The following is a 19,726-nucleotide window of genomic DNA, read 5'->3' on the forward strand; positions in this document are numbered from 1 at the left end:
CCCCTTACGCCTGACTCTGATCACTAAATTCAGCGTCTACTGTTTCTCCAGCCTGCTCAGAGTCTGCACTCTGCTGTGATTCTTCGGCGCCTGGATTGGAATCAGCTCCAGCCTGACTATACAAGCGAGTGGAAAACTCTTGAATTTGTTTAATAAGAGCCTCTTTGGCCTCTTTCATCTTCTCTAAGTCAGAACCTTCAAGGGATTTCTTTACATTTTCTATAGCCGTATTAATTTTTCCTTTTTCCTCAGCAGATATTTTATCGCCGTGATCTCTCATTAATTTTTCGGCCTGATATACAACGCCATCGGCCTCATTCTTAATTTCTGCCGCTTCTTTACGTTTCTGGTCTTCTGCTTCGTTTTCCTCTGCCTGCTTCGTCATCTTATCGATTTCGTCATCGGAAAGCCTTGAAGACTGAATTGTAATTTTCTGCTCCTTACCTGTTCCTTTATCCTTCGCAGATACGTTCAAAATTCCATTGACGTCTATATTAAATGTGACCTCAATCTGGGGTATTCCCCGTGGTGCTGCAGGAATCCCGTCAAGAACGAAACTTCCCAGCTTTACGTTATCAGCAGCCATAGGACGCTCTCCCTGCAAAACCATTATTTCAACCTGGTTCTGGTTGTCTGCAGCTGTCGTAAAGACTTGGCTACGAGAAACAGGAATAGCTGTATTTCGTTCAATTATCTTTGTGAAGACGCCACCAAGAGTCTCAATTCCCAAAGAAAGAGGAGTGACATCAACTAGAACTATATCTTTATGGTCTCCAGATAAAATCGCTCCCTGAATAGCAGCTCCTGCAGCTACGCATTCATCAGGGTTAATGCCTTTGGTCGGTTCCTTTCCAAGCAGATCTTTAATCTTCTTCTGAACCATAGGCATACGAGAGGAACCACCAACAAGCAATACTTTATCGATCTCGTTAGCTGTTAAGCCTGAATCCTTTAACGCACGCTTTACAGGCCCTTCTACTCTTGCCATAAGGTTATATGTAAGCTCCTCAAATTTAGCGCGGGAAAGAGACATTTCAAGATGTTTGGGACCAGTCTCATTCGCCGTAATGAAAGGCAAGGAGATGGTTGTTTCAGGCATAGAAGAAAGCTCTACCTTAGCTTTCTCAGCAGCTTCACGCAAACGCTGCAAAGCCATACGGTCATTATTTAAATCAATACCTTCGGCCTTCTTAAACTCACTTACCATCCACTCGACAATGCAGTTATCCCAATCATCTCCGCCGAGTCTGTTATCTCCAGATGTTGCAAGTACTTCGTATACTCCTTCTCCTACATCAAGGATGGAAACATCGAAGGTTCCGCCGCCAAGGTCAAAAACAAGCAACTTACTCTCGCCCTGTTTAGAATCTCCATAGGCAAGGCAGGCAGCTGTAGGCTCGTTGATAATACGTAATACTTCAAGCCCCGCAATTGTTCCTGCGTCCTTCGTTGCCTGACGCTGAGCGTCTGTAAAATATGCAGGAACCGTTATGACAGCCTTCGTAACAGACTCGCCAAGATAGTCCTCTGCATCACGCTTCATTTTTTGTAAAACCATGGCTGAAATCTCTTGCGGCGTATACGGCTTATCGTCAACTTTCACGGTCTTTTCAGTACCCATGTCTCGTTTAATCGACATAATAGTACGATCGGCATTGACAATAGCCTGACGTTTGGCTAACTGGCCCACAAGTCTTTCATTATCTTTCGTGAACGCTACAACAGATGGAGTGGTTCTGGCTCCTTCAGCATTAGGGATAATAGTAACGCTGTCGCCTTCTTTAACGGCAATACAGCTATTCGTTGTCCCAAGGTCTATTCCTACTACTTTTGACATGAATATCACCTCTATAAAAAAGAGTTAGTTTTTTGTATGTATTTTTAAATATTAACGCGCTATGCGTCTTTTTCCTTATCTTTATCGCTATTTATACTCGCATCAGAATCTTTTTTACCTACATATTTGCCTACTTTTACTCTAGATGCTCGAACAACCTTATCCCCGATCTTATACCCCGTTTGAAGTTCTGTTACGATAACTCCATCTTTTTGAGGATCATCAACGGCTTCTATTCCTACCGCTTCGTGGCAAAGGGGTGAAAAACTCTCTCCCACAGTAGGAATCTCAGAGACACCGGCACTCTCCAAAACTCCGAAAAACTGCCTACGAATCATCAAGACACCCTTTCGTATATCATCTTCTGCAAAATCACCCGATTGATTCAACGCTCTATCGAAGTTATCGAGAACTGGCAATAACTGCAAAATCAAATCCTCATTAGCTAAACGGATATACCTCTCTTTATCTCGCTCTACCCTGTTTTTAAAATTAAAAAAATCAGCCCTGGCCGAAGCTGCAGCTGTTTTAAGGGCACTATTCTCCGTTTTAAGCTCTTCTATAACTTTTTCCATCTCTTCTTTTTCTTTAACTAAGATTTCCATCTCATCCTCATTCTCAATAAGATGTGCAGACTCTTCTAACACATCGGTCTGTTTTTCCTGAACGACCTGATCGTCTTGTCTTTCACATTTATCTTTATCTACAGGGGCCATAAAGGTGAAACCTCCTTAAATATTATTAATCGATATTTTCTTTCTCAATGTCAGCCATCATGGCTTCGAGGACTGTAATAGTTTTTTCATAATCCATTCGTATGGGACCAATAATCCCCAATACAGTTTTGCGCCCTCTTTTACGGGAAGGAACCATAAGGACTGAGCAATCTTGCATTCCTTCTTCAGGATTTTCATCACCAATGGTCACGTTAACTCCAAGATCGATAGAACACCGGTCTACCATATCTACCATAGCCGATTCTTCTTCAAGAAGTGAAATTATAGCCTGCAACTTACTAATGTCCTGAAAATCAGGCAAACTGAGAATATGCTGGGCGCCTCCGACAAAAAGCTTATAGTTATATTTCTGCAACATGTCGTCCATTTGAAGGATAGCAACATGGCACGCCTCTGACAATCTTTCCAGTCCCTCAAGAACATAAGAAGAAAGAACCTGGCGAACTTCAGCCCACGGATGTCCGACAACAATCATATTTATACGACGAGCCAACTCGTCAAGAGTTTCTTGGGAAAGCTCACACGGCAGGGTAACATTATTATGGTGAACAAGGCCACCTTGAAGAACGAGTATTACGAGAACGGCATTTCCCCCAAGACGGACAAAATCTACCCTCTGTATTTCCACTTCGTGAAGAGAGGATATGGCAGCCACACCGACATAATTTGTAACCCGGCCCAAGAGTTGAGAGGCATACGAAAGAATGGATTCAATACCTTGCTTTTGGTCTTTGATACCATTTCTCCAACTTTTAAACCCCACAGGTGCAATTCTTCTTCGATGCAATATAGAGTCGACATAAAGACGATATGCTCTAGACGTAGGAAGTCGCCCGGCTGACGTATGAGGCTGGTAAAAATACCCCATCTGCTCAAGATCGTACATTTCATTCCTTACCGTGGCAGCACTGCAACCTTTTAAGTATTTACGAGCAATTGTTCTGGAACCGGCAGGTTCCCCAGTCTGTATATACTCATAAACAACGGCAAGAACGATCTCTAGTTGTCGCTCGGTAAGCACAAAGCTCCCTCCTCTTGAGGACGTATTAGCACTCTATGCCAATGAGTGCTAGCCCTCATGTTTACAAAAGGTAGATTATCAACCCTGGGGTGTATTGTCAAGACTGGTCAGCCTTTTTGTTATACTTTTTTTTGTTATACTTTCTTTTGATATAAAGATAAAAATACCTTTTAAAGTGTGAGGAGGCTTTTATATGGCATCTCAATATAAACACACCACTATTATTCTCGCTCGTCACGGTGAGTGCCAAGGGAACAAGGAAGAACGATTCCGAGGACGAGTCGACTATCCACTTAACGAAAGAGGGCTAGAGCAAGCTTCTGATCTGGGGAAAGCCCTTATTGCTCTCTCTCCTCAATATGCATATACAAGTCCCTTGCTCAGAGCTCGCCAGACAGCGTCAGCAATAGCTACATCATGCTCAATAGAAAAAGTTGAGATTCTAGAAGGGATAAATAATATTAACTTCAGTTCCTGGGAAGGCCGGCTCAAAACGGATATAGCACTTGAATATCCTTCGGAATGGCAGATGTGGCTTACCTATCCGGAAAAATTGTCTCTCCCTGGCGCTGAAACTCTTGCCGATGTTCAAAAGCGTTCCATACAAACTCTCAATGAGCTCGTGAAAAGACATAAAGGCGAAACTTTTGTTGTGGTCTCCCATCGTACAGTTCTTAAACCTCTCATTGCAGCTTGTATTCATATACCTGAACCATATTTCTGGAAAACTCACATGGATACAGCTTCGTATAGCGTTCTTACTCATGATGAAAAACGAGGGTATAGCCTTTTCTCATTAAATCAGACATTTCATCTGAAAAAAGTACAAACCGAGTGGATTTAGTCTTTTTCTTGACCTCCTTTATGAGAGGACTTATTATCTTTGTGTTTCATGCTTATTAATCACTAAAGGAAGGGAATAGTTCATTGGCTATATACCCAGTAAAAATCAAGAGTAATAAAGACCTCGTATCTTTGATAGCAAAAGTAGGAGCTGATCCCCGATCAGTGGCATATTTTGTTCCTAAACGAGAAGTCTTCGCTTTTTGGATTCCAGATGTTGATTTTCGTGCCGCCGCCTATCTCAAGCAAGAGATGCTTGCCAGAGGTGGAGATGCTGTTGTTCATCGCAATGTTATAGATGCACAGAGCAAATATAGTAATGTTCTTCTTATAGGAACAGAAGGACAATACAAAGCACTTTTTCCTAAACTGGAAGCCATGTCATGTTGGGGCATTGAAAAAATACGAAAAGAGTTAGCAGTTTCTTTTAAAAAATATTTTGCTTCATCATGGAAATTACCACTTCCGAGAGGTCGTTTTCTAAATTTAAAGCAGGGGGAAACAAAAATTATGGGCATCCTTAACGCCACCCCCGATTCCTTTTACGCTGGAAACCGCTTAGAATCCATTGCTGACCTACTGAAGCAGGCAGAACACATGCTTGAAACAGGAGCTGACATTCTTGATCTAGGGGCTGAATCGACTCGTCCAGGTGCTGATCCTATTAGCGAAGAGGAAGAAAAAGAACGCTTACTCCCCTCTCTTCAGTCATTAAGAAAAGAGTTTCCTGAAGCGATTATTTCAGTAGACACCTATAAAGGGGAAATTGCAACAATTGCAGCAGAAAACGGTGCAGATATTATTAATGATATCTCCGGTTTCTCCCTTGATGATAAAATGCTTGAGGCAGTAGCTCAGACTACGTTACCCTATGTTCTTTCCCATATTCAGGGGGCCCCTAAGAATATGCAAACAAACCCGTATTATAATGATGTTATTGGGGAAAGCCTCGACTATTTCAAAGAAAAGCTACAAAGGCTTCAAGATGCGGGTGTCTCAGCAGAGCGTATTATTATTGACCCAGGCATAGGTTTTGGAAAACGGTTAGAAGATAATCTCCGTATTTTGAAGTCAATACAATCGTTTAGAAGTTTAGGCCATCCTCTTCTCATTGGACACTCGCGAAAAGGTTTTATAAAAACTATTCTCGCCAAAGAGGACCTTCAGTCTCGCCTTTATGGAACCCTTGCAGTTTCTGCTCATTGCGCACAAGAAGGAGTAGAACTCGTTAGAGTTCACGACGTAGAGGCTACACATGATGTTATAAAAATGGTAGAAGCGGTAAGGGAGGCAGAAATGTGATGCGCGTTGCATTAGGAATAGGCAGCAACATTGGTGATCGAATGGGAAATCTGCGAAAGGCAGTGCAGCTGTTGAAAGAAAAAAAGATCGCCATTATTGCAAAAAGTGATATTTTTGAAACCGCTCCAGTAGGCGTGACACAACAGCCTCGTTTTTTAAATGCGTGTGTAATTATAGAAACTGAAGCAAAACCTGAAGAGTTGCTTTCTACTATAAAGACCATAGAGCAAGAAATAGGTCGTGTACAAAGAGTTCACTGGGGACCGAGAGAAATAGACATTGATATTTTACTTTTAGAAAATGGACAAACCTATACAAGCTCCACCTTATGCATTCCTCATCCTGAAATGTATAAAAGAGCTTTCGTTCTTGTCCCATTGGCACAAATAGCACCAGATTGGGTTCATCCTCTTTCAAAGACAACTATTGATGCGCTTGCGCAAAAACTCAATCTACAAGATGAAACTTTAATTAAAATTTCAAGTTTGTAAAACAGGAGGTGTTTAGCATTTATGTCTTTTAAAAAGATCAGAATTTCTTTCATCTTTTATATGGTCTGTCTTCTTTTAACAGCACCTCTTTCCTTGGAAGCAGCAACTACAACTAGAATATACTCTGTGCCAGGACATCCTCTGGCCTTGACGATACAAAGTGATAGAGGCGTTATCAAAGAAGCTTGGCTTCGTTCCCCAGCGGGACTTCATCCACTCAATGTGCTTCAAGGGAAAAAGATCACCGGCAGTGCGTGGCGCCAACCTCTGGCAGACAGTGATCTTTGCCCTGACCTTATATGGCGACTCTCATTTGTTGATAGCAACACTTCCAAAGTTTACTTTCTTTGGATCACCTCTCTCACAGAAACGCCTCGAGCATGGCTAGCCATTACACCAGCAGGGGGTTCATGTTGGGACTCTTTACCTTTGCAATTATCCATGCCTGATGATGTTTTTCTCTATGTATCTCCAACACTTCCGTCATATTCTGAGTTAGAAAATATAGAAAGAGAAAGTTCTTCCCTTCTCACATTTGTCTACACAGTCGGACTTACACGTGATGGTCCTAACTTTGTGCTTGTCCCTGAAGTTTACAAGCAGCTTCTACCTATTACGGAACTCGTGCGTCAAGCAGAAACGGACCCAGTAATAAAAAACGCCTATAACAACCTTTACGACGATTTTGAAAAAATGGGAAAAGGGCAAACTCCATCGCGAGAAGCTATTATTAATTTCTCTTGGAAGAAAATACTCAGCCTCAACTGGCAAAATTAACCCCCCGAGAACTGGGGGGTTTTCTCATCTAGTTTGTTGCATCGATACCTTTGGCTCTGCTATCTTTGATACAGACAGTTCTACCCAGAGCATCTTTCATGCATCTTTGTATTTCAATTTCAATATTAGGGATTTCAGTTCGAGTGTAATCTTTAAGTACGAAGATTATTTCTCGAAGATCAGGTGTTTCTTCCAGTCCGTATATTTTAGTAAAAATGACTTCATGTTTCTCATTGAGAAGTATATTCGCACGAGAAGAAATTCCATCTTGTTCTCTAAAGACGCCATATTGTCTCGCTATAGAACCATGAGGCCAAAAATCAGAAAGGAATTGTAGCTTTTTTATTCCAAGGGCGTCACTCCATGCCTTTTTGCTGGCATATGAGTCTACACTGAGAGCAAAAGGTATAGTATTTAATTTATCAAAAAGTCTCATATGAGTATCTATTGTATTGACTTGCGCTTGACAAACACTTGTCCAAGCTAAAGGATGAAAAGAAAGCAAGATATTTTTCCCTATCAAAGTGGAAAGAATTACGTTTTTACCGTTTTGGTCTCTTGACGAAAAATCAGGAGCTTCATATCCTAACGGAATTAACTCTTCCATTTATTCTTCCCTCCCTTTCAAGAAACATCCTTTTCGTTCTCACATCATACCTGTAATACAAGTTTCAATTTCTCTGATTTTAGCACTTCTTTGAAAAAGAGGCGTTCTTTTTTCTTTATACAGAGAAAAATTCTCCTCAAATGTTTTTCTTCCTTCCTGCTTATACAAAACACCTAAAGGGAATTTATCTTTCTTTAGCGCTAAAGAAAGCGCAGAGATCTGGTTTTCAGGATCATGAGTATCATCAATATAATATGTATTCTCTTCGTACCATTTATATGTATTTATCTTATTAAAGGAAACACACGGTTGAAATATATCGATTAGCGCATAGCCACGATGTTCAATAGCCTGTTTTATTAGGTAGGTTGTTTGTTCCACATCTCCTGCAAAAGCTCGTGCAACAAAAGTAGCCCCCAAAACAATGGCAACAGCTAAAGGGTTAAAAGGAGTGGCAAATACGCCATCTACTTGAACAGGTGTTTTAAAACCAGTAAAACTTGTAGGAGAGGCTTGTCCCTTCGTTAAACCATAAACCATATTGTTATAGACCAAATTTGTAATGTCAGGATTCCGACGAATAGTATGGATAAAATGATTTCCGCCCTCCCCATACATATCTCCATCTCCACCTATAGCTATAACATTCAGTTTTGGATTAGCTATTTTAATTCCTGTCGCGTTGGAAAGAGCTCTACCGTGTAAACCATTTAAAAAATGACATTTTATAAAATGGGGTGTCTTCGCAGCCTGACCTATACCAGATACAACAACTACATCATTAGGTTGCCAGTTTAATTGTGAAAAAGCAGATTTGAGAGCTTCAAGTATTTTAAAATCGCCACATCCCGGACACCACGCTATATCAGCTTCTGGAAGGTCGAAAATTTTCGGCGTAGTCATCTACAACACCTCCCCGTTTAAACAAGAATCAAGGTCTCGCGTCAGTTGCTCTACTGAGAATTGCAACCCAGAATAATAAGGAAGAACATAATCAATCATCCTCCCTGTATGTTGTGTCAATAATCTTGCAAATTGACCCGTTTTATTTCCTTCTATAACGATAATCTTTTGTGCTTGTTCCAACTTCATTCCTATGTTTTGAGGAAGTGGATAGATCTGTTGAAAATGCATTAAAACTGTATCAGAACGTCCTATAAACTCCAACGTCTCTTCAATAATATGGAAGCTTGACCCCCATCCAATAATAAGCGTTCTAAAATCTTCTGGACCAATTAGTAACGGCTCTTCGATATCCTTCTGCATGCTCTCAATCTTTCGCAAGCGCTTTTGAACCATACGTTCACGAAGATCAAAGTCTTCGTACACATGTCCAATCTCATCATGTTCATGACTATCTGCTCCAACCAACCCATTTCCATATCCTGGAACAGCTCGCGGTGAAATTCCATCATGAGTTATCTCGTACCGTCTGTAATTGTCATTCGCTTCAACAATTGCAGGGGGGACCAACGTACCCTTCACATCAGGCATAGCCATATCATAATATGTGTTGAGAAAGTATTGATCTGTCATGAGAATAACGGGAATCTGATATGTATCAGCCAAATAAAAGGCTTTTGATGACAGTCTGAAGGCTTCCTCAAGAGAAGCCGGCGCTAATACAGCTCGTGGAAACTCGCCATGTCCACCATATAAAGCGACATTAAGATCTCCTTGCTCTGTACGTGTAGCCATACCAGTAGCTGGCCCTGGACGCTGAGCAAGATGGATAACTACAGGTGTCTCCATTACTCCAGCCAGACTGACGCCTTCACACATAAGATCAAAACCTCCTCCCGACGTCGTAACCATAGATCTGGCTCCTGAATATGAGGCCCCTATCGCCATATTTATTGCAGCAATTTCATCTTCAGCCTGTTCAACAATAATTTCCATCTCTTTAGCCTTTTGAGCCATAAATGTTAAAACTCCCGTTGCAGGAGACATGGGATATGCCGTAACAAAAGAACATCCAGCAGAAAGAGCCCCTAAGGAGACTGCTTCTGTTCCACTCATTACAACTCTTTGAGCAGATCTAATAGCCTGATCAGGTGGAAGAAGAATAGAATCATCTCCAATATATGATCTTCCTATAACATAGCCTCTCTCTAAGGCCACCTTATTCTGTTCTGCAAGTTTCTCTTTTTTACCACTGAACTTTTCATCGCAAAATGCTTTTGCCGACTCCATTCCTCCACCGATAAGGCCTAATATAACGCCTGCAGCAATAAAATTAGAAAAGACTTTCCCTCCAATTTCTCTTGCAACTTCATTAATATTCACATTTAATATAGAGCCCCTAAACTTCTCTATTTCACCGCCTAAATCCTCTTGATCGCAGATCACAACCGTTTCCTTCGAAATACGTCGCAAAATATTATCTCTGACTCCCAAACTTAAAGGCACCGCTATATCGATACGATCTACAAAGGCCCGTATTGGCCAAGGAGATATTCGTATCTCTGTAGAATTATTTCCTCCTCTTACGCGAGACATATATTCACGACTGGCAAAAACGCTGTAGCCAATATGACGTATAGCCCGTATAAGTAACTCTTCAACTGTCTGTACTCCTTGTCCAGCAGCTCCACAAAGAACCAAAGATATCTCTTTTCTTGATTTCCCGATTGGAATAGTCATTAAAAACCTCCTCTCTCAAAACATGTTAATATTACAATACAAATTTGTATTATTATAACTAAATATCTTCATTAAAAGCACAAATCAATTATAATAAATAGGCCGTCGTGAGATATCTATATGGAGGTGTTTATATATGGCTAAGTTCCAATGTCTGGAATGCAAAAAAGAGTTCGAATTAGAATCGACAGCTCCGATAATGAGATGTTCTTATTGCGGAAGCAGATTTCTTTCAAAGATTGAAGGAGAACCGTTAAAACGAGGAAAATCTTGGAATAGTAAGTCTTTTAGCGTCGGCAGACCAGAAAAATAATAAAAGAGGTCGGAGAATAGCTCTCCGACCTCTTTTTTCATTTACGCTTCCGTAGTATCTTTTGTTTTTAGAGCATTGAAAGCCTCTCTCACCATCAAGACAGCTAAGACCAACAATATGACAGAAATTGAAACGAGTAAATAATTAGGAACGCCAGTAAGCTTCTCTTTTATCATTATGAGCAAAGCAGCTACTGTTGTCGCCAACATAAACCACATTGGAACCATAAGGAAAGAGTTGTTTTTCTTTAACCCCTTGGCAATCCAAACTCCGACAGCAAGAAGAGCTAGAGCAGCAACTAGCTGGTTTGCTGCACCAAACATCGGCCAAATAGCCGCCCATGCCGGAATAGGCTTTCCATCAGGTCCCACTGTTTTAACAAGGAGCAAGGCCATTGCAGCAGCAACCGCTACAATTGTTGCTGTGTATTTATCGACCTTCATATTAGTAAGTTCCTGAATTTGATAACGGGTCAGACGTGTTGCTGTATCAAGAGAGGTAAGCAAGAAAGAATTTATCGCCAATCCGCCCAATGAAGCACCAATTTTAGGATCTATTCCGACAAGGCCTGCAAATTTACCAAAACCTTGAGCATACGTAACAACTGGACCACCTTCAAGAATTTTACCGCTAATCATGATAGTACCGATAGCGATAACAGCAACAACTCCTTCAAGAAGCATAGAACCATAACCGACAAGAGTGCTATCTGTTTCACGACGAAGCTGTTTCGATGTTGTTCCGCTTCCTACAAGGGAGTGGAAACCAGAAATGGCTCCACAGGCAACGATTACAAAAAGCATAGGCCACATATATTGTGTTCCTGCAACAAACCCCTTAAAAGCGGGGAGCTGAACTTCAAATTTTCCACCAAAAATCATTCCAATGGCACCGATAATAACAGCAAAATAAAGGAAGAAAGAAGCAAGATAGTCGCGAGGCTGTAACAAAAGCCACACTGGAAGAACAGAGGCTAGAAGAATATAAACGGCTAGAACCCAACGCCAGGCGGGCATAGAATAAGTAAAGCTGCCTGCTACCCAATCAGCGTAATTTCCATACCAACAAGCTCCGATTACTATAGGAACCATTACAAGGGTCATAAGCCAAAGTGGCGTATTATACTTATAAACAAGGACACCAAAGATAACAGCCATAAAGATGTAAAGAGTACTTGAAAAAGCAACTGCTGGGTCTGCAGCAAAGGTATTTGCAGAAAGCTGAAGGAAAACAGCAACAACGAGGACAAGGCTTAAAATTGTAAAAGTCAGGAAAAAGAATTTTCCACGCCGTCCGATCCAGTGGTCAACAACTTCGCCAACAGATTTTCCGTTATGCCGCATTGAAGAAACAAGAGCACCCATATCGTGCGGACCACCAAGGAAAGCAGAACCGATAAGACACCACAAATATGCAGGAAGCCATCCAAACATACTAGCAGCAGCAATAGGTCCTACAATCGGGCCAGCTCCAGCGATGGAAGCAAAGTGGTGTCCAAGCAAAACAGCTGGATGCGCGGGACAATAGTCTATGCCATCGTACATAGTCTCAGCCGGAGTAGGATTATCATTATTAAGTTCATAAATACGTGCCATATACCGCCCATGAACGCGGTATGCGATTGCAAAAAATACTATTGCTACAATGAATAGCATTGCTAACATCTGTTTCACCTCCAAAAAATTATGTATTTCCATAAATTAAAAGGACTACTCTTTTCTTCGTTATGGCAAGATCACCCCCCTAAATATCAGAAATGGCTATTTCCCGAGCTTTATTAACTAATGGAGCCAAATCTTTAATTTTAGGATTCCATTTAGTTCCCGGAACGTAAGAATAAACTTCAATAAATCCTTTTAAGCCAAAGAAAAACATCTTAACTTTTTTGGGGAAACTGGAAATTTCTTCTATGAAAAGGAAGCGCTGAGTCATTACTTCAGGAATTGGTTTCCATGTGGAGAGGATATATTCGGCGTCATGTCGCCCTTGATGTGACCAAACTATATAATCATATGCATAATACTTTCCGACTTCCCCTAAAAGGGAATCTTTTACGAAGGTTACCTTTCGATAAACCCCCCTCATCAAATTATGAGACCATGGTTCAAAACCCCAATACGTCCAAAAATCCATACTTTTGCCATATAGAAAAGACATATCAACCATATGCATCACCCTTGAATCAAGAATATGCTTTATATGTACAAAATTTATCTCATTGGCTTGAAATAATGAGATAAGACAGCTATAATACCTGCTATTGTGGGTGACTAGCTCAGTGGAAGAGCGCTTCCTTCACTCGGAAGAGGTCACAGGTTCGAACCCTGTGTCGCCCACCATTTTTTATGCCTACTCGTCTGGTATACAATTTTAAATACATAATTTTAGACTTAAAGGTGCATCTTAGCTGCAATGAAAGGGAAGTTTTGTCTCCATAAGTAAAGCCGTAGCAAAATCTTCGTAGTAATGTTCTTCTTTTTTAATTACGCGAAATCCGAAATTTAAATATAATTTTCTTGCTGTTTCGTTATCTTCACGAACATGAAGTTTCAATTTATTATACCCCTCATTAAGGCAAAATTCACCTGCTGCGAGAAGTAATTGGCTAGCGATCTTTCTTTTCCTATGGCTCTTGCTAACAAATAAATCACTAATCATAATTGCATTTTTCTTCTTTTCTAACACGATAAGCCCAACTATACGAGAATGCCAACGGGCTGTCATATACACTGACAGCCCGTTTTTAATATCTTCCACTATAAATTCGCGGGGCCAAGCGGCTCCACCTTTTTCCACTTCAAGAGAACAAAGAGAGTCAATATCGCTAAGGGAAGCAAAATCTATTTCTACAAATAAAAAAGACAGTATTAAAGCCCCCTGATAATAGTCTGATCTCTCCCCGGACCAACTCCTATAAGTTGCACAGGTACACCTGTCTCTTTCTCTATGTACTCCACGTACTTTCTCGCTGTCTCAGGCAAGTCATCAAAGTTTCGGCAGGCTGAGAGGTCTTCTTTCCAACCATCCAATGTAGTATAAACTGGCGTAGCCTTTTCAAGAAGGGATGTATTCGTCAAATAATTCTCGTATTTTTTACCATTTGCTTCATAGTGGGTACAAACTTTAATTTTGTCAAACCCAGTAAGAACATCAAGTTTGGTGAGAGCTATGGAAGTCATACCATTAACGCGTACAGCATATTTAAGCGCTACGAGGTCAAGCCAACCGCAGCGCCGAGGACGGCCAGTTGTAGCTCCATACTCTCCCCCCTTGTCTCGTAATGTCTGTCCATCGTTTCCAAGATCTTCTGTAGGGAAAGGACCTTCGCCGACACGGGTACAATAGGCCTTTACAACACCAATAACACGATCAACATCGGAAGGACCTACCCCTAATCCAACACAGCCACCAGCTGCTATAGGTGAGGAACTCGTTACAAAGGGATACGTTCCGTGATCAACATCAAGAAGGGTACCCTGAGCCCCTTCGAAAAGAACGCCCTTACCTTCTAACATGGCTTCTTGCAACGCTAAAGAGACATCGGCAACATAGGGAGCTAATGTCTCTCCCCAGGAAAGTGCCTGGGCATACACATCATCGAAAGCAACAGGTTCTGCATTATAAACCTTCGTTAAAATAAGGTTTTTCAGATCAAGATTGAAGGAAAGTTTCTCGCGCAGTATTTCCGGATCAAGAAGATCTTCAATACGAATGCCACAACGGTTAAATTTATCAACATAACACGGACCGATTCCACGTCCTGTAGTTCCTATCTTTTTATCTTTACTTCTAAACTGTTCGTCGGCCTTATCAAGGATTTTATGATAAGGCATAACGACATGGGCTGATCCGCTAATGATAAGACGGGCTCGATCTTTTCCCTGCTCCTGTAATGTTTTAAGCTCATTAATTAGCTGCTCAGGATCGACAACAACTCCGTTCCCTATAGCACACAATTTACAGGGATAAAGCATTCCTGATGGTAAAAGATGAAATACATATTTTTCCCCTTCTACAATCACTGTATGTCCAGCATTGGCGCCTCCCTGATAACGAGCAAACACTTCCACTCGATTGCCAAGGGCATCTACAACACGCCCCTTGCCTTCATCACCCCACTGGGCTCCAATAATAATCTCTACTCGTCCTTTCACTTTCAAGGCCTCCTCATTGTGCCTTTTGAATTCTAAGAAGTTCAGGCACAGTTACAAATTTTACGTCATTTATATTAGAATCGCAAAGCTCTTGTAAAAAAGGAATTGTATCCGGTCTATTATGACAAATGGCTACAACCCATCCTCTTTTTTTTGCAATAGTAACAGCCTTTTGAAACTGCTTTCTCATAAATTCGATATTTGTCTCATGGTCAAGAAAAATTGAATTATAAGCACTTGGAACCCCGAAGCGCTGAGCAGTTTTATAAGCGACAGATTTAGACGATGTTCGGCTATCTATAAAAATTTTATTCATAGGAGCCAAAGTCTCCATCAGCACACTCATAATCTGGTCGTTACTTGTTGCTTTTGAACCTCTGTGATTGTTCATTCCTATCGCGTTTGGCATGATTGCAAAAACATCTTTTACAGCCTTTGCAACAGCTGGAGCAGACATGCTTACTCCAATAAGAGAGTCCCCCTGCGCTTTATCGGCTAATGCTTCCATAGGCATATGAACCAAGTATGGAATTTTTTTTGATTCCGCCAATAGAACTGTTTTTTCTGTGAAACGTTGATGCGGAATAATTGCCCACGTAAAAGGAAGATCTATAGCAGCTATCTCTTCTGCCATGGAATATGAGAATCCGAAATCATCTATAACAAGAGCCACAAGAGCACCATGTTGCTCTTCTATCTTGTCTTCAGATACAACGTCTTCTATAGACGTTTCAGGTCTCTCTTGAACATTTACTACATATACTTCTTTATTGTCTGCTGAGACATTATTTTCTGACCTTTCTTCCGTTATATCTCTCACAGTATCATGAGATTTTATGAGCGGAACAAATACCAGTAAAATCAATATCCCGAACAGGATAAAGAGGAGGCCTCTAGACCTCCCCCTCTTTCTCGTCTTTTTTCTCGGCATAATTTTCCTCTAATTAATTTTTCAGCAGTTTAGATGTTCCTTTTTCAAGCTTTAGCAGCTCGTCCATAGCCCGCTTCAACTGAATGTCTTTTTTACGATCTGGATTATATTCTCCTTCGACTGTCACATGAGGTGTTAATCCTATATGATCAATAATTGTTCCAGAAGGAGTATGATACCGAGCTATCGTAACATATAACCCCGATCCATCCGAAAGATTAAACAGAGTCTGTACAGATCCTTTTCCGAAGCTCTTTTTTCCTACAAGCACAGCCCTTTGGCGATCCTTGAGAGCACCAGCCACTATTTCCGAAGCACTGGCACTTCCTTCGTTAATTAATACGACAAGAGGAAGCTTCGTCAAAACTCCGGCCTGCGCATATAACTTATCATTTGCCCGTTCTACGCGCCCTTTCATTCCAACAACCAAACCGCCATCCAAGAAGAGGTCGCTAATATCAACAGCCGCATTTAATAAACCACCACCGTTATTGCGTAGGTCTAAAATTAACCCCTTAGCACCTTTTTTCTCTAAATCGATGATGGCATCCCGGGCCTCTTCGGCAGTTTTTTGTTTAAACTGAGAGAGCCTGACATATCCCGTATTTTTTTCAAGCATTTCTGATCGTACTGATATCAGTTTTATATTTTCTCTCATCAAATCAAATTGAAGCAACTTATCTTCTCCTTCGCGACGAACCCATATAGTAACAGAGGTTCCTGCCGCACCGCGAAGTCGTTTGACAACCTGCTGAGATTCCCAACCAATAATAATATCGTCACCTATTTTGACTATTTCGTCTCCAGGCTTTAAACCAGCCCGATCTGCAGGGGTCCCTTCTATAGGGCTTATTACAAGAGTTTTTCCGTCTCTATGCCCAAGGTAAATACCAAGTCCACCATATTCCCCTTCCATTTCTATTTCTTCTTCTTTTAGTTCTTCAGGATCAACAAAGCGAGTATAAGGATCTCCATAAGCCTGCACAAAGCCTTTCATGGCACCATAGACAAGATCTTTCTCTTCTTTTTTATCCTTATCGCTGTCAACCTGATACGTCTCTATAATTGCTCGTGCCTGCTTCATAAGCCAAAGATTTTCCAGCTTAAAAGGAACAAAACGAGCGAAATCTTCCAAATCAGAAGCATGAGCTCCCAAAAGGGCTCCTGTGAGAACTACCCCTAATACCAGTCCAAAAATGACGCCTCTTAGTCGTTTCAGCATGCTCTGTTTTTTACTCCTTTTCTCATCTCAAGAATATTTATCGCAAATATTTCATTGGATCTCGCGCATCACCATTTTTGCGCACTTCAAAATGAAGATGAGGACCCGTACTGACACCTGTACTTCCAACTTGCCCTATAATTTGTCCCTTTGATATCCCTTGCCCCTCATCTACAGATGTGCTTGAAAGGTGAGCATAAACAGTACTCAAGTCATTTCCATGATCAATTATTATAATTTGTCCATATCCACGCAACCATCCAACATAGAGAACTTCGCCGGGTCCTGCTGCATGAACTGACGTTCCTCGAGGCGCTCGGATATCTATTCCCGTATGCATTGAAGTTGTTTTAAAAACAGGATGAACCCGTTTTCCAAATCTTTCAGATATCTCTCCCCTCACAGGCCAAGCCAGCTGGCCACCTGAGGGTAAATATGTAATATTCGTAGACGGACGCTTTTTATTTTTTTCTTTTTCTCTGGCAAGAAGCTCTTGCTTCTGACGCATAAGGCGCCGAATCGTATCTCCCACTTCTTCTTGCGCTTTTTGCAACTCTTTTGCCGTTTGTTCATGAAGCGATTTTTCTTTTCTCAACTTCGACAAGAGTTGATTTCTCTTCTGTATTTCAGCTTTATAAGCTTGACGTTCTGCCTGAAGTTTTTTCTCCTGAGATGCATAAAGTACTCTTTGTTCTTCCAATTCCTTTTTCGATGCATCAAGCTTCTCACGGCTAATACCTAATTCTTCTATCATATCTTCATCTTCTCTGGCTATTTTACTAAGGAGGATAGATGTGGCCATTGCCTCGTGGGCCGTCGAAGCTGTTAAGAGAAGATCTAATTCAGCCATTCCTCCGTATTTATATATAGCTACAAAGCGTTCTTTCAAATACCCCTTTATCTCTACAATACGTGCATCTGTCTTTTTTATATCATTATTCAATTCTTTTATTCTTCGTTCAGCCTTGTTCTGCTTTAATTCAAGAACCTTGATCTGTTGTTCTGCCTTCCCTTTACGTTGATCGTATTGAGTAATCTGGTCAAGAATTCCCTTTTCTTTCTCTCCGGCTTTCTTTATAAGTTGTTCATAATAAGCCGTCCGTCTTTCCATTATCGTCATGCGACGCTCTTCCGCCGCTATTTGTTCGTCAAGTTCTCGTGACGTTAATCCAAAAGCAGGCAAAACGACAAAAAAAGTAGAAAAAACCGTTAGAAGAATACCGAATAATTGTCTTTTTGTGAAGTTCTTCAAGAGACTCTTATTCCTCCCCTCTTTCATATCAAAGGGGCTTTTGTGCCACACGAACAAAACGATTCACCGCAAACCAGCTGCATATCCACCCTAAAGTTGTTCCAATTCCTAAGAGTAATACATAAAACTTCAACAAGAATTGCGAATCGCCGATAAGCTCCACAAAAGGCAGAGTTGTTCGTATAGCCTCCTGCGCCGAAGTATAGGAACCCACGACAGCGAGAACGGCAAATAAAGCTCCCAAGGAACCTAAAATCATCCCCTGTAAAACAAAGGGAAGCGAAATATATGTTTTCGTCGCCCCAACTAAGACCATAACCTGTATCTCTTCTTTACGAGAATAAAGAGAGATTCGAATAGTGTTATACACAACAAGAGCACTAATTATAAGGGCTAATCCAAGAACTACAACGGAAACTCTTGAGACCATAAAAGAGATTTTTGATAGTTTTTCCGCAAGTTTTCCGGCATAAACAAGTTCTTCTATTGCCGGCATTGTCGTAAGGTTTCGCACAAGCGGAGCAACTTCTCCAGCTCGCTTTACTTTAACCTCAATACTCCATGGAAGTGGATTTTCCCCAAGAAGGGTCACTGCTTTTGCTTTAGTTCCCAGTTTGGCACGCAGTCGTTCAAGAGCTTCTTCTGGTGATACGGCCTTTACCTGCGTTACATATGGAATAGTTTTAATTTCCTTTACCGTTTGCTGAATCTTACTGTCATCTTTGAGATAGGCTTGAACAACGAGTTCACTCTCGACCTTCGACACCATAGACCGAACATTCAAAGAAAAAAGAGCTGACATACCAAGAAGGTATATAACAGCACCTGCAGTAAGAAGTGTGAGGACACTCAATCCCCAGTGTCGAAAAACCAACCTGAAGGTATCTCGCAGTGCATATCTAAAGCTCGCCATCAATAAGATACCTCCCCTTTTCTTCATCCCGAACAATACGTCCCTCATGAAGCTCTACAACTCTTTGTCTGTAAGCGTCTACGAGGTATTGATCATGCGTCGCCATAAGAACTGTTGCCCCTGCAGTATTGAGCGATATCAAAAGACGCATAATATCTTCTGCAGTATGAACGTCCAAGTTACCGGTGGGCTCATCAGCAATAAAAATGGATGGGGAATTAGCCATAGCGCGAGCAATAGCTACTCGCTGTTGTTCTCCTCCTGAAAGTTGCGGGGGATACAAAAAACGTCGACGCCACAAACCGACCTGGTCTATTACATCATTGGTACGCTTCTCTACCATTCGAGGCGGCATCGCCATGGACTCAAGAACGAAAGCAACGTTTTCCCACGCAGTTAGATTGGGAAGAAGCTTAAAATCCTGAAAGACAACTCCTATATCTCTACGATAATACGGTAATTCTGAAGGTCTGATTTTCCTTAAGTTACGTCCTCCTACAGTAACTTGACCTCGTGTTTGAACGAGTTCTCGTGTAATAAGCCTCATGAGAGTTGTTTTGCCCGATCCAGTCGTTCCTACGAGATAAAGAAACTCTCCTTGCTTAATATCAAGGTAGACGTCTTCTAAAGCTGTAATGTCTGGTTGAAAAATTTTAGTGACTCCTGCCAGGCGTATATCCATT

General features: G+C 41.2%; 20 protein-coding genes and 1 tRNA gene. 6 read left to right on the plus strand and 15 right to left on the minus strand.

The genetic code is table 11. The features are described 5' to 3' along the window. Window positions 1-4 precede the first annotated feature (4 nt). The 3 genes from dnaK to hrcA are packed head-to-tail and all read right to left on the minus strand — an operon-like array spanning window position 5 to window position 3,595. Complete coding sequence (dnaK, locus tag VB083_RS00925) at window positions 5-1,837, minus strand: molecular chaperone DnaK (RefSeq protein WP_213690807.1); 1,833 nt, start codon at window positions 1,835-1,837, stop codon at window positions 5-7. Between the two features lie 59 nt (window positions 1,838-1,896). After that, window positions 1,897-2,553: a nucleotide exchange factor GrpE gene (locus VB083_RS00930; protein ID WP_323401601.1), complete on the minus strand. Its 657-nt coding sequence runs from the start codon at window positions 2,551-2,553 to the stop codon at window positions 1,897-1,899. 25 nt (window positions 2,554-2,578) lie between these two features. Beyond that, window positions 2,579-3,595, minus strand: coding sequence for a heat-inducible transcriptional repressor HrcA (hrcA, locus tag VB083_RS00935; RefSeq protein WP_213690805.1), 1,017 nt, complete (start codon window positions 3,593-3,595; stop codon window positions 2,579-2,581). 193 nt (window positions 3,596-3,788) lie between these two features. On the opposite strand from hrcA, the gene VB083_RS00940 reads away from it, so the two are divergent. The 4 genes from VB083_RS00940 to VB083_RS00955 all read left to right on the plus strand — a co-directional run bounded on the left by VB083_RS00940 (window position 3,789) and on the right by VB083_RS00955 (window position 7,008). Then, on the plus strand, window positions 3,789-4,439 hold the full coding sequence (locus tag VB083_RS00940) for a histidine phosphatase family protein (RefSeq protein ID WP_213690804.1): 651 nt from the start codon (window positions 3,789-3,791) through the stop codon (window positions 4,437-4,439). A gap of 83 nt (window positions 4,440-4,522) precedes the next feature. Then, a complete protein-coding gene (gene folP, locus VB083_RS00945) occupies window positions 4,523-5,740 on the plus strand; it encodes a dihydropteroate synthase (RefSeq protein WP_323401602.1) in 1,218 nt (405 codons plus the stop codon). Next, entirely contained in the window at window positions 5,740-6,231 is a 492-nt protein-coding gene (folK, locus tag VB083_RS00950) for a 2-amino-4-hydroxy-6-hydroxymethyldihydropteridine diphosphokinase (RefSeq protein ID WP_213690867.1), read from the plus strand. Before folP ends, folK begins: the two co-directional genes overlap by 1 nt. Window positions 6,232-6,252: 21 nt before the next feature. Continuing rightward, entirely contained in the window at window positions 6,253-7,008 is a 756-nt protein-coding gene (locus VB083_RS00955) for a hypothetical protein (protein ID WP_213690803.1), read from the plus strand. Between the two features lie 28 nt (window positions 7,009-7,036). On the opposite strand, the gene VB083_RS00960 is transcribed toward VB083_RS00955, so the two are convergent. The 3 genes from VB083_RS00960 to VB083_RS00970 are packed head-to-tail and all read right to left on the minus strand — an operon-like array spanning window position 7,037 to window position 10,258. Then, window positions 7,037-7,615, minus strand: a complete 579-nt coding sequence (locus VB083_RS00960; RefSeq protein ID WP_323401603.1) for a redoxin domain-containing protein — start codon at window positions 7,613-7,615, stop codon at window positions 7,037-7,039. A 39-nt stretch (window positions 7,616-7,654) separates the two neighbouring features. Then, complete coding sequence (locus VB083_RS00965) at window positions 7,655-8,518, minus strand: thiamine pyrophosphate-dependent enzyme (RefSeq protein WP_213690801.1); 864 nt, start codon at window positions 8,516-8,518, stop codon at window positions 7,655-7,657. Beyond that, complete coding sequence (locus VB083_RS00970) at window positions 8,519-10,258, minus strand: 2-oxoacid:acceptor oxidoreductase subunit alpha (protein ID WP_323401604.1); 1,740 nt, start codon at window positions 10,256-10,258, stop codon at window positions 8,519-8,521. It abuts the gene before it with no gap. Between the two features lie 136 nt (window positions 10,259-10,394). Here VB083_RS00970 and VB083_RS00975 point away from each other — a divergent pair, with 136 nt between their 5' ends. Beyond that, window positions 10,395-10,571, plus strand: coding sequence for a hydrogenase expression protein HypA/HybF (locus tag VB083_RS00975; protein WP_213690799.1), 177 nt, complete (start codon window positions 10,395-10,397; stop codon window positions 10,569-10,571). Between the two features lie 41 nt (window positions 10,572-10,612). Here VB083_RS00975 and VB083_RS00980 read toward each other — a convergent pair whose 3' ends face one another. Together VB083_RS00980 and VB083_RS00985 are read right to left on the minus strand one after the other, a co-directional pair. Further along, on the minus strand, window positions 10,613-12,235 hold the full coding sequence (locus tag VB083_RS00980; RefSeq protein ID WP_213690798.1) for a carbon starvation protein A: 1,623 nt from the start codon (window positions 12,233-12,235) through the stop codon (window positions 10,613-10,615). Window positions 12,236-12,314: 79 nt separating this feature from the next. After that, window positions 12,315-12,737, minus strand: coding sequence for a hypothetical protein (locus tag VB083_RS00985; protein ID WP_213690797.1), 423 nt, complete (start codon window positions 12,735-12,737; stop codon window positions 12,315-12,317). Window positions 12,738-12,835: 98 nt separating this feature from the next. Between VB083_RS00985 and VB083_RS00990 the strand changes: the two genes are divergently transcribed. Then, a tRNA-Val gene (locus VB083_RS00990) sits at window positions 12,836-12,910 on the plus strand. Between the two features lie 64 nt (window positions 12,911-12,974). Here the strand turns inward: VB083_RS00990 and VB083_RS00995 are convergent. The 7 genes from VB083_RS00995 to VB083_RS01025 form a co-directional block, all read right to left on the minus strand. Next, window positions 12,975-13,367: a GNAT family N-acetyltransferase gene (locus tag VB083_RS00995; RefSeq protein WP_307879839.1), complete on the minus strand. Its 393-nt coding sequence runs from the start codon at window positions 13,365-13,367 to the stop codon at window positions 12,975-12,977. A 71-nt stretch (window positions 13,368-13,438) separates the two neighbouring features. Further along, on the minus strand, window positions 13,439-14,725 hold the full coding sequence (locus VB083_RS01000; RefSeq protein WP_213690237.1) for an adenylosuccinate synthase: 1,287 nt from the start codon (window positions 14,723-14,725) through the stop codon (window positions 13,439-13,441). A gap of 13 nt (window positions 14,726-14,738) precedes the next feature. After that, window positions 14,739-15,656, minus strand: coding sequence for a divergent polysaccharide deacetylase family protein (locus VB083_RS01005; protein WP_213690238.1), 918 nt, complete (start codon window positions 15,654-15,656; stop codon window positions 14,739-14,741). Window positions 15,657-15,669: 13 nt separating this feature from the next. Continuing rightward, window positions 15,670-16,878 (minus strand): S41 family peptidase, encoded by a 1,209-nt coding sequence (locus VB083_RS01010; protein ID WP_213690239.1) that lies wholly within the window; start codon window positions 16,876-16,878, stop codon window positions 15,670-15,672. A 37-nt stretch (window positions 16,879-16,915) separates the two neighbouring features. Next, window positions 16,916-18,130, minus strand: coding sequence for a murein hydrolase activator EnvC family protein (locus VB083_RS01015; protein WP_323401605.1), 1,215 nt, complete (start codon window positions 18,128-18,130; stop codon window positions 16,916-16,918). A 28-nt stretch (window positions 18,131-18,158) separates the two neighbouring features. After that, window positions 18,159-19,043: a cell division protein FtsX gene (locus tag VB083_RS01020; RefSeq protein WP_213695393.1), complete on the minus strand. Its 885-nt coding sequence runs from the start codon at window positions 19,041-19,043 to the stop codon at window positions 18,159-18,161. Beyond that, window positions 19,030-19,725, minus strand: coding sequence for a cell division ATP-binding protein FtsE (locus VB083_RS01025; RefSeq protein WP_213691887.1), 696 nt, complete (start codon window positions 19,723-19,725; stop codon window positions 19,030-19,032). Before VB083_RS01025 ends, VB083_RS01020 begins: the two co-directional genes overlap by 14 nt. Between the last annotated feature and the right edge of the window lies 1 nt (window position 19,726).

It is taken from the genome of Aminobacterium sp. (assembly GCF_034926885.1).
In the GTDB taxonomy this organism is placed as follows: Bacteria; Synergistota; Synergistia; order Synergistales; family Aminobacteriaceae; genus Aminobacterium.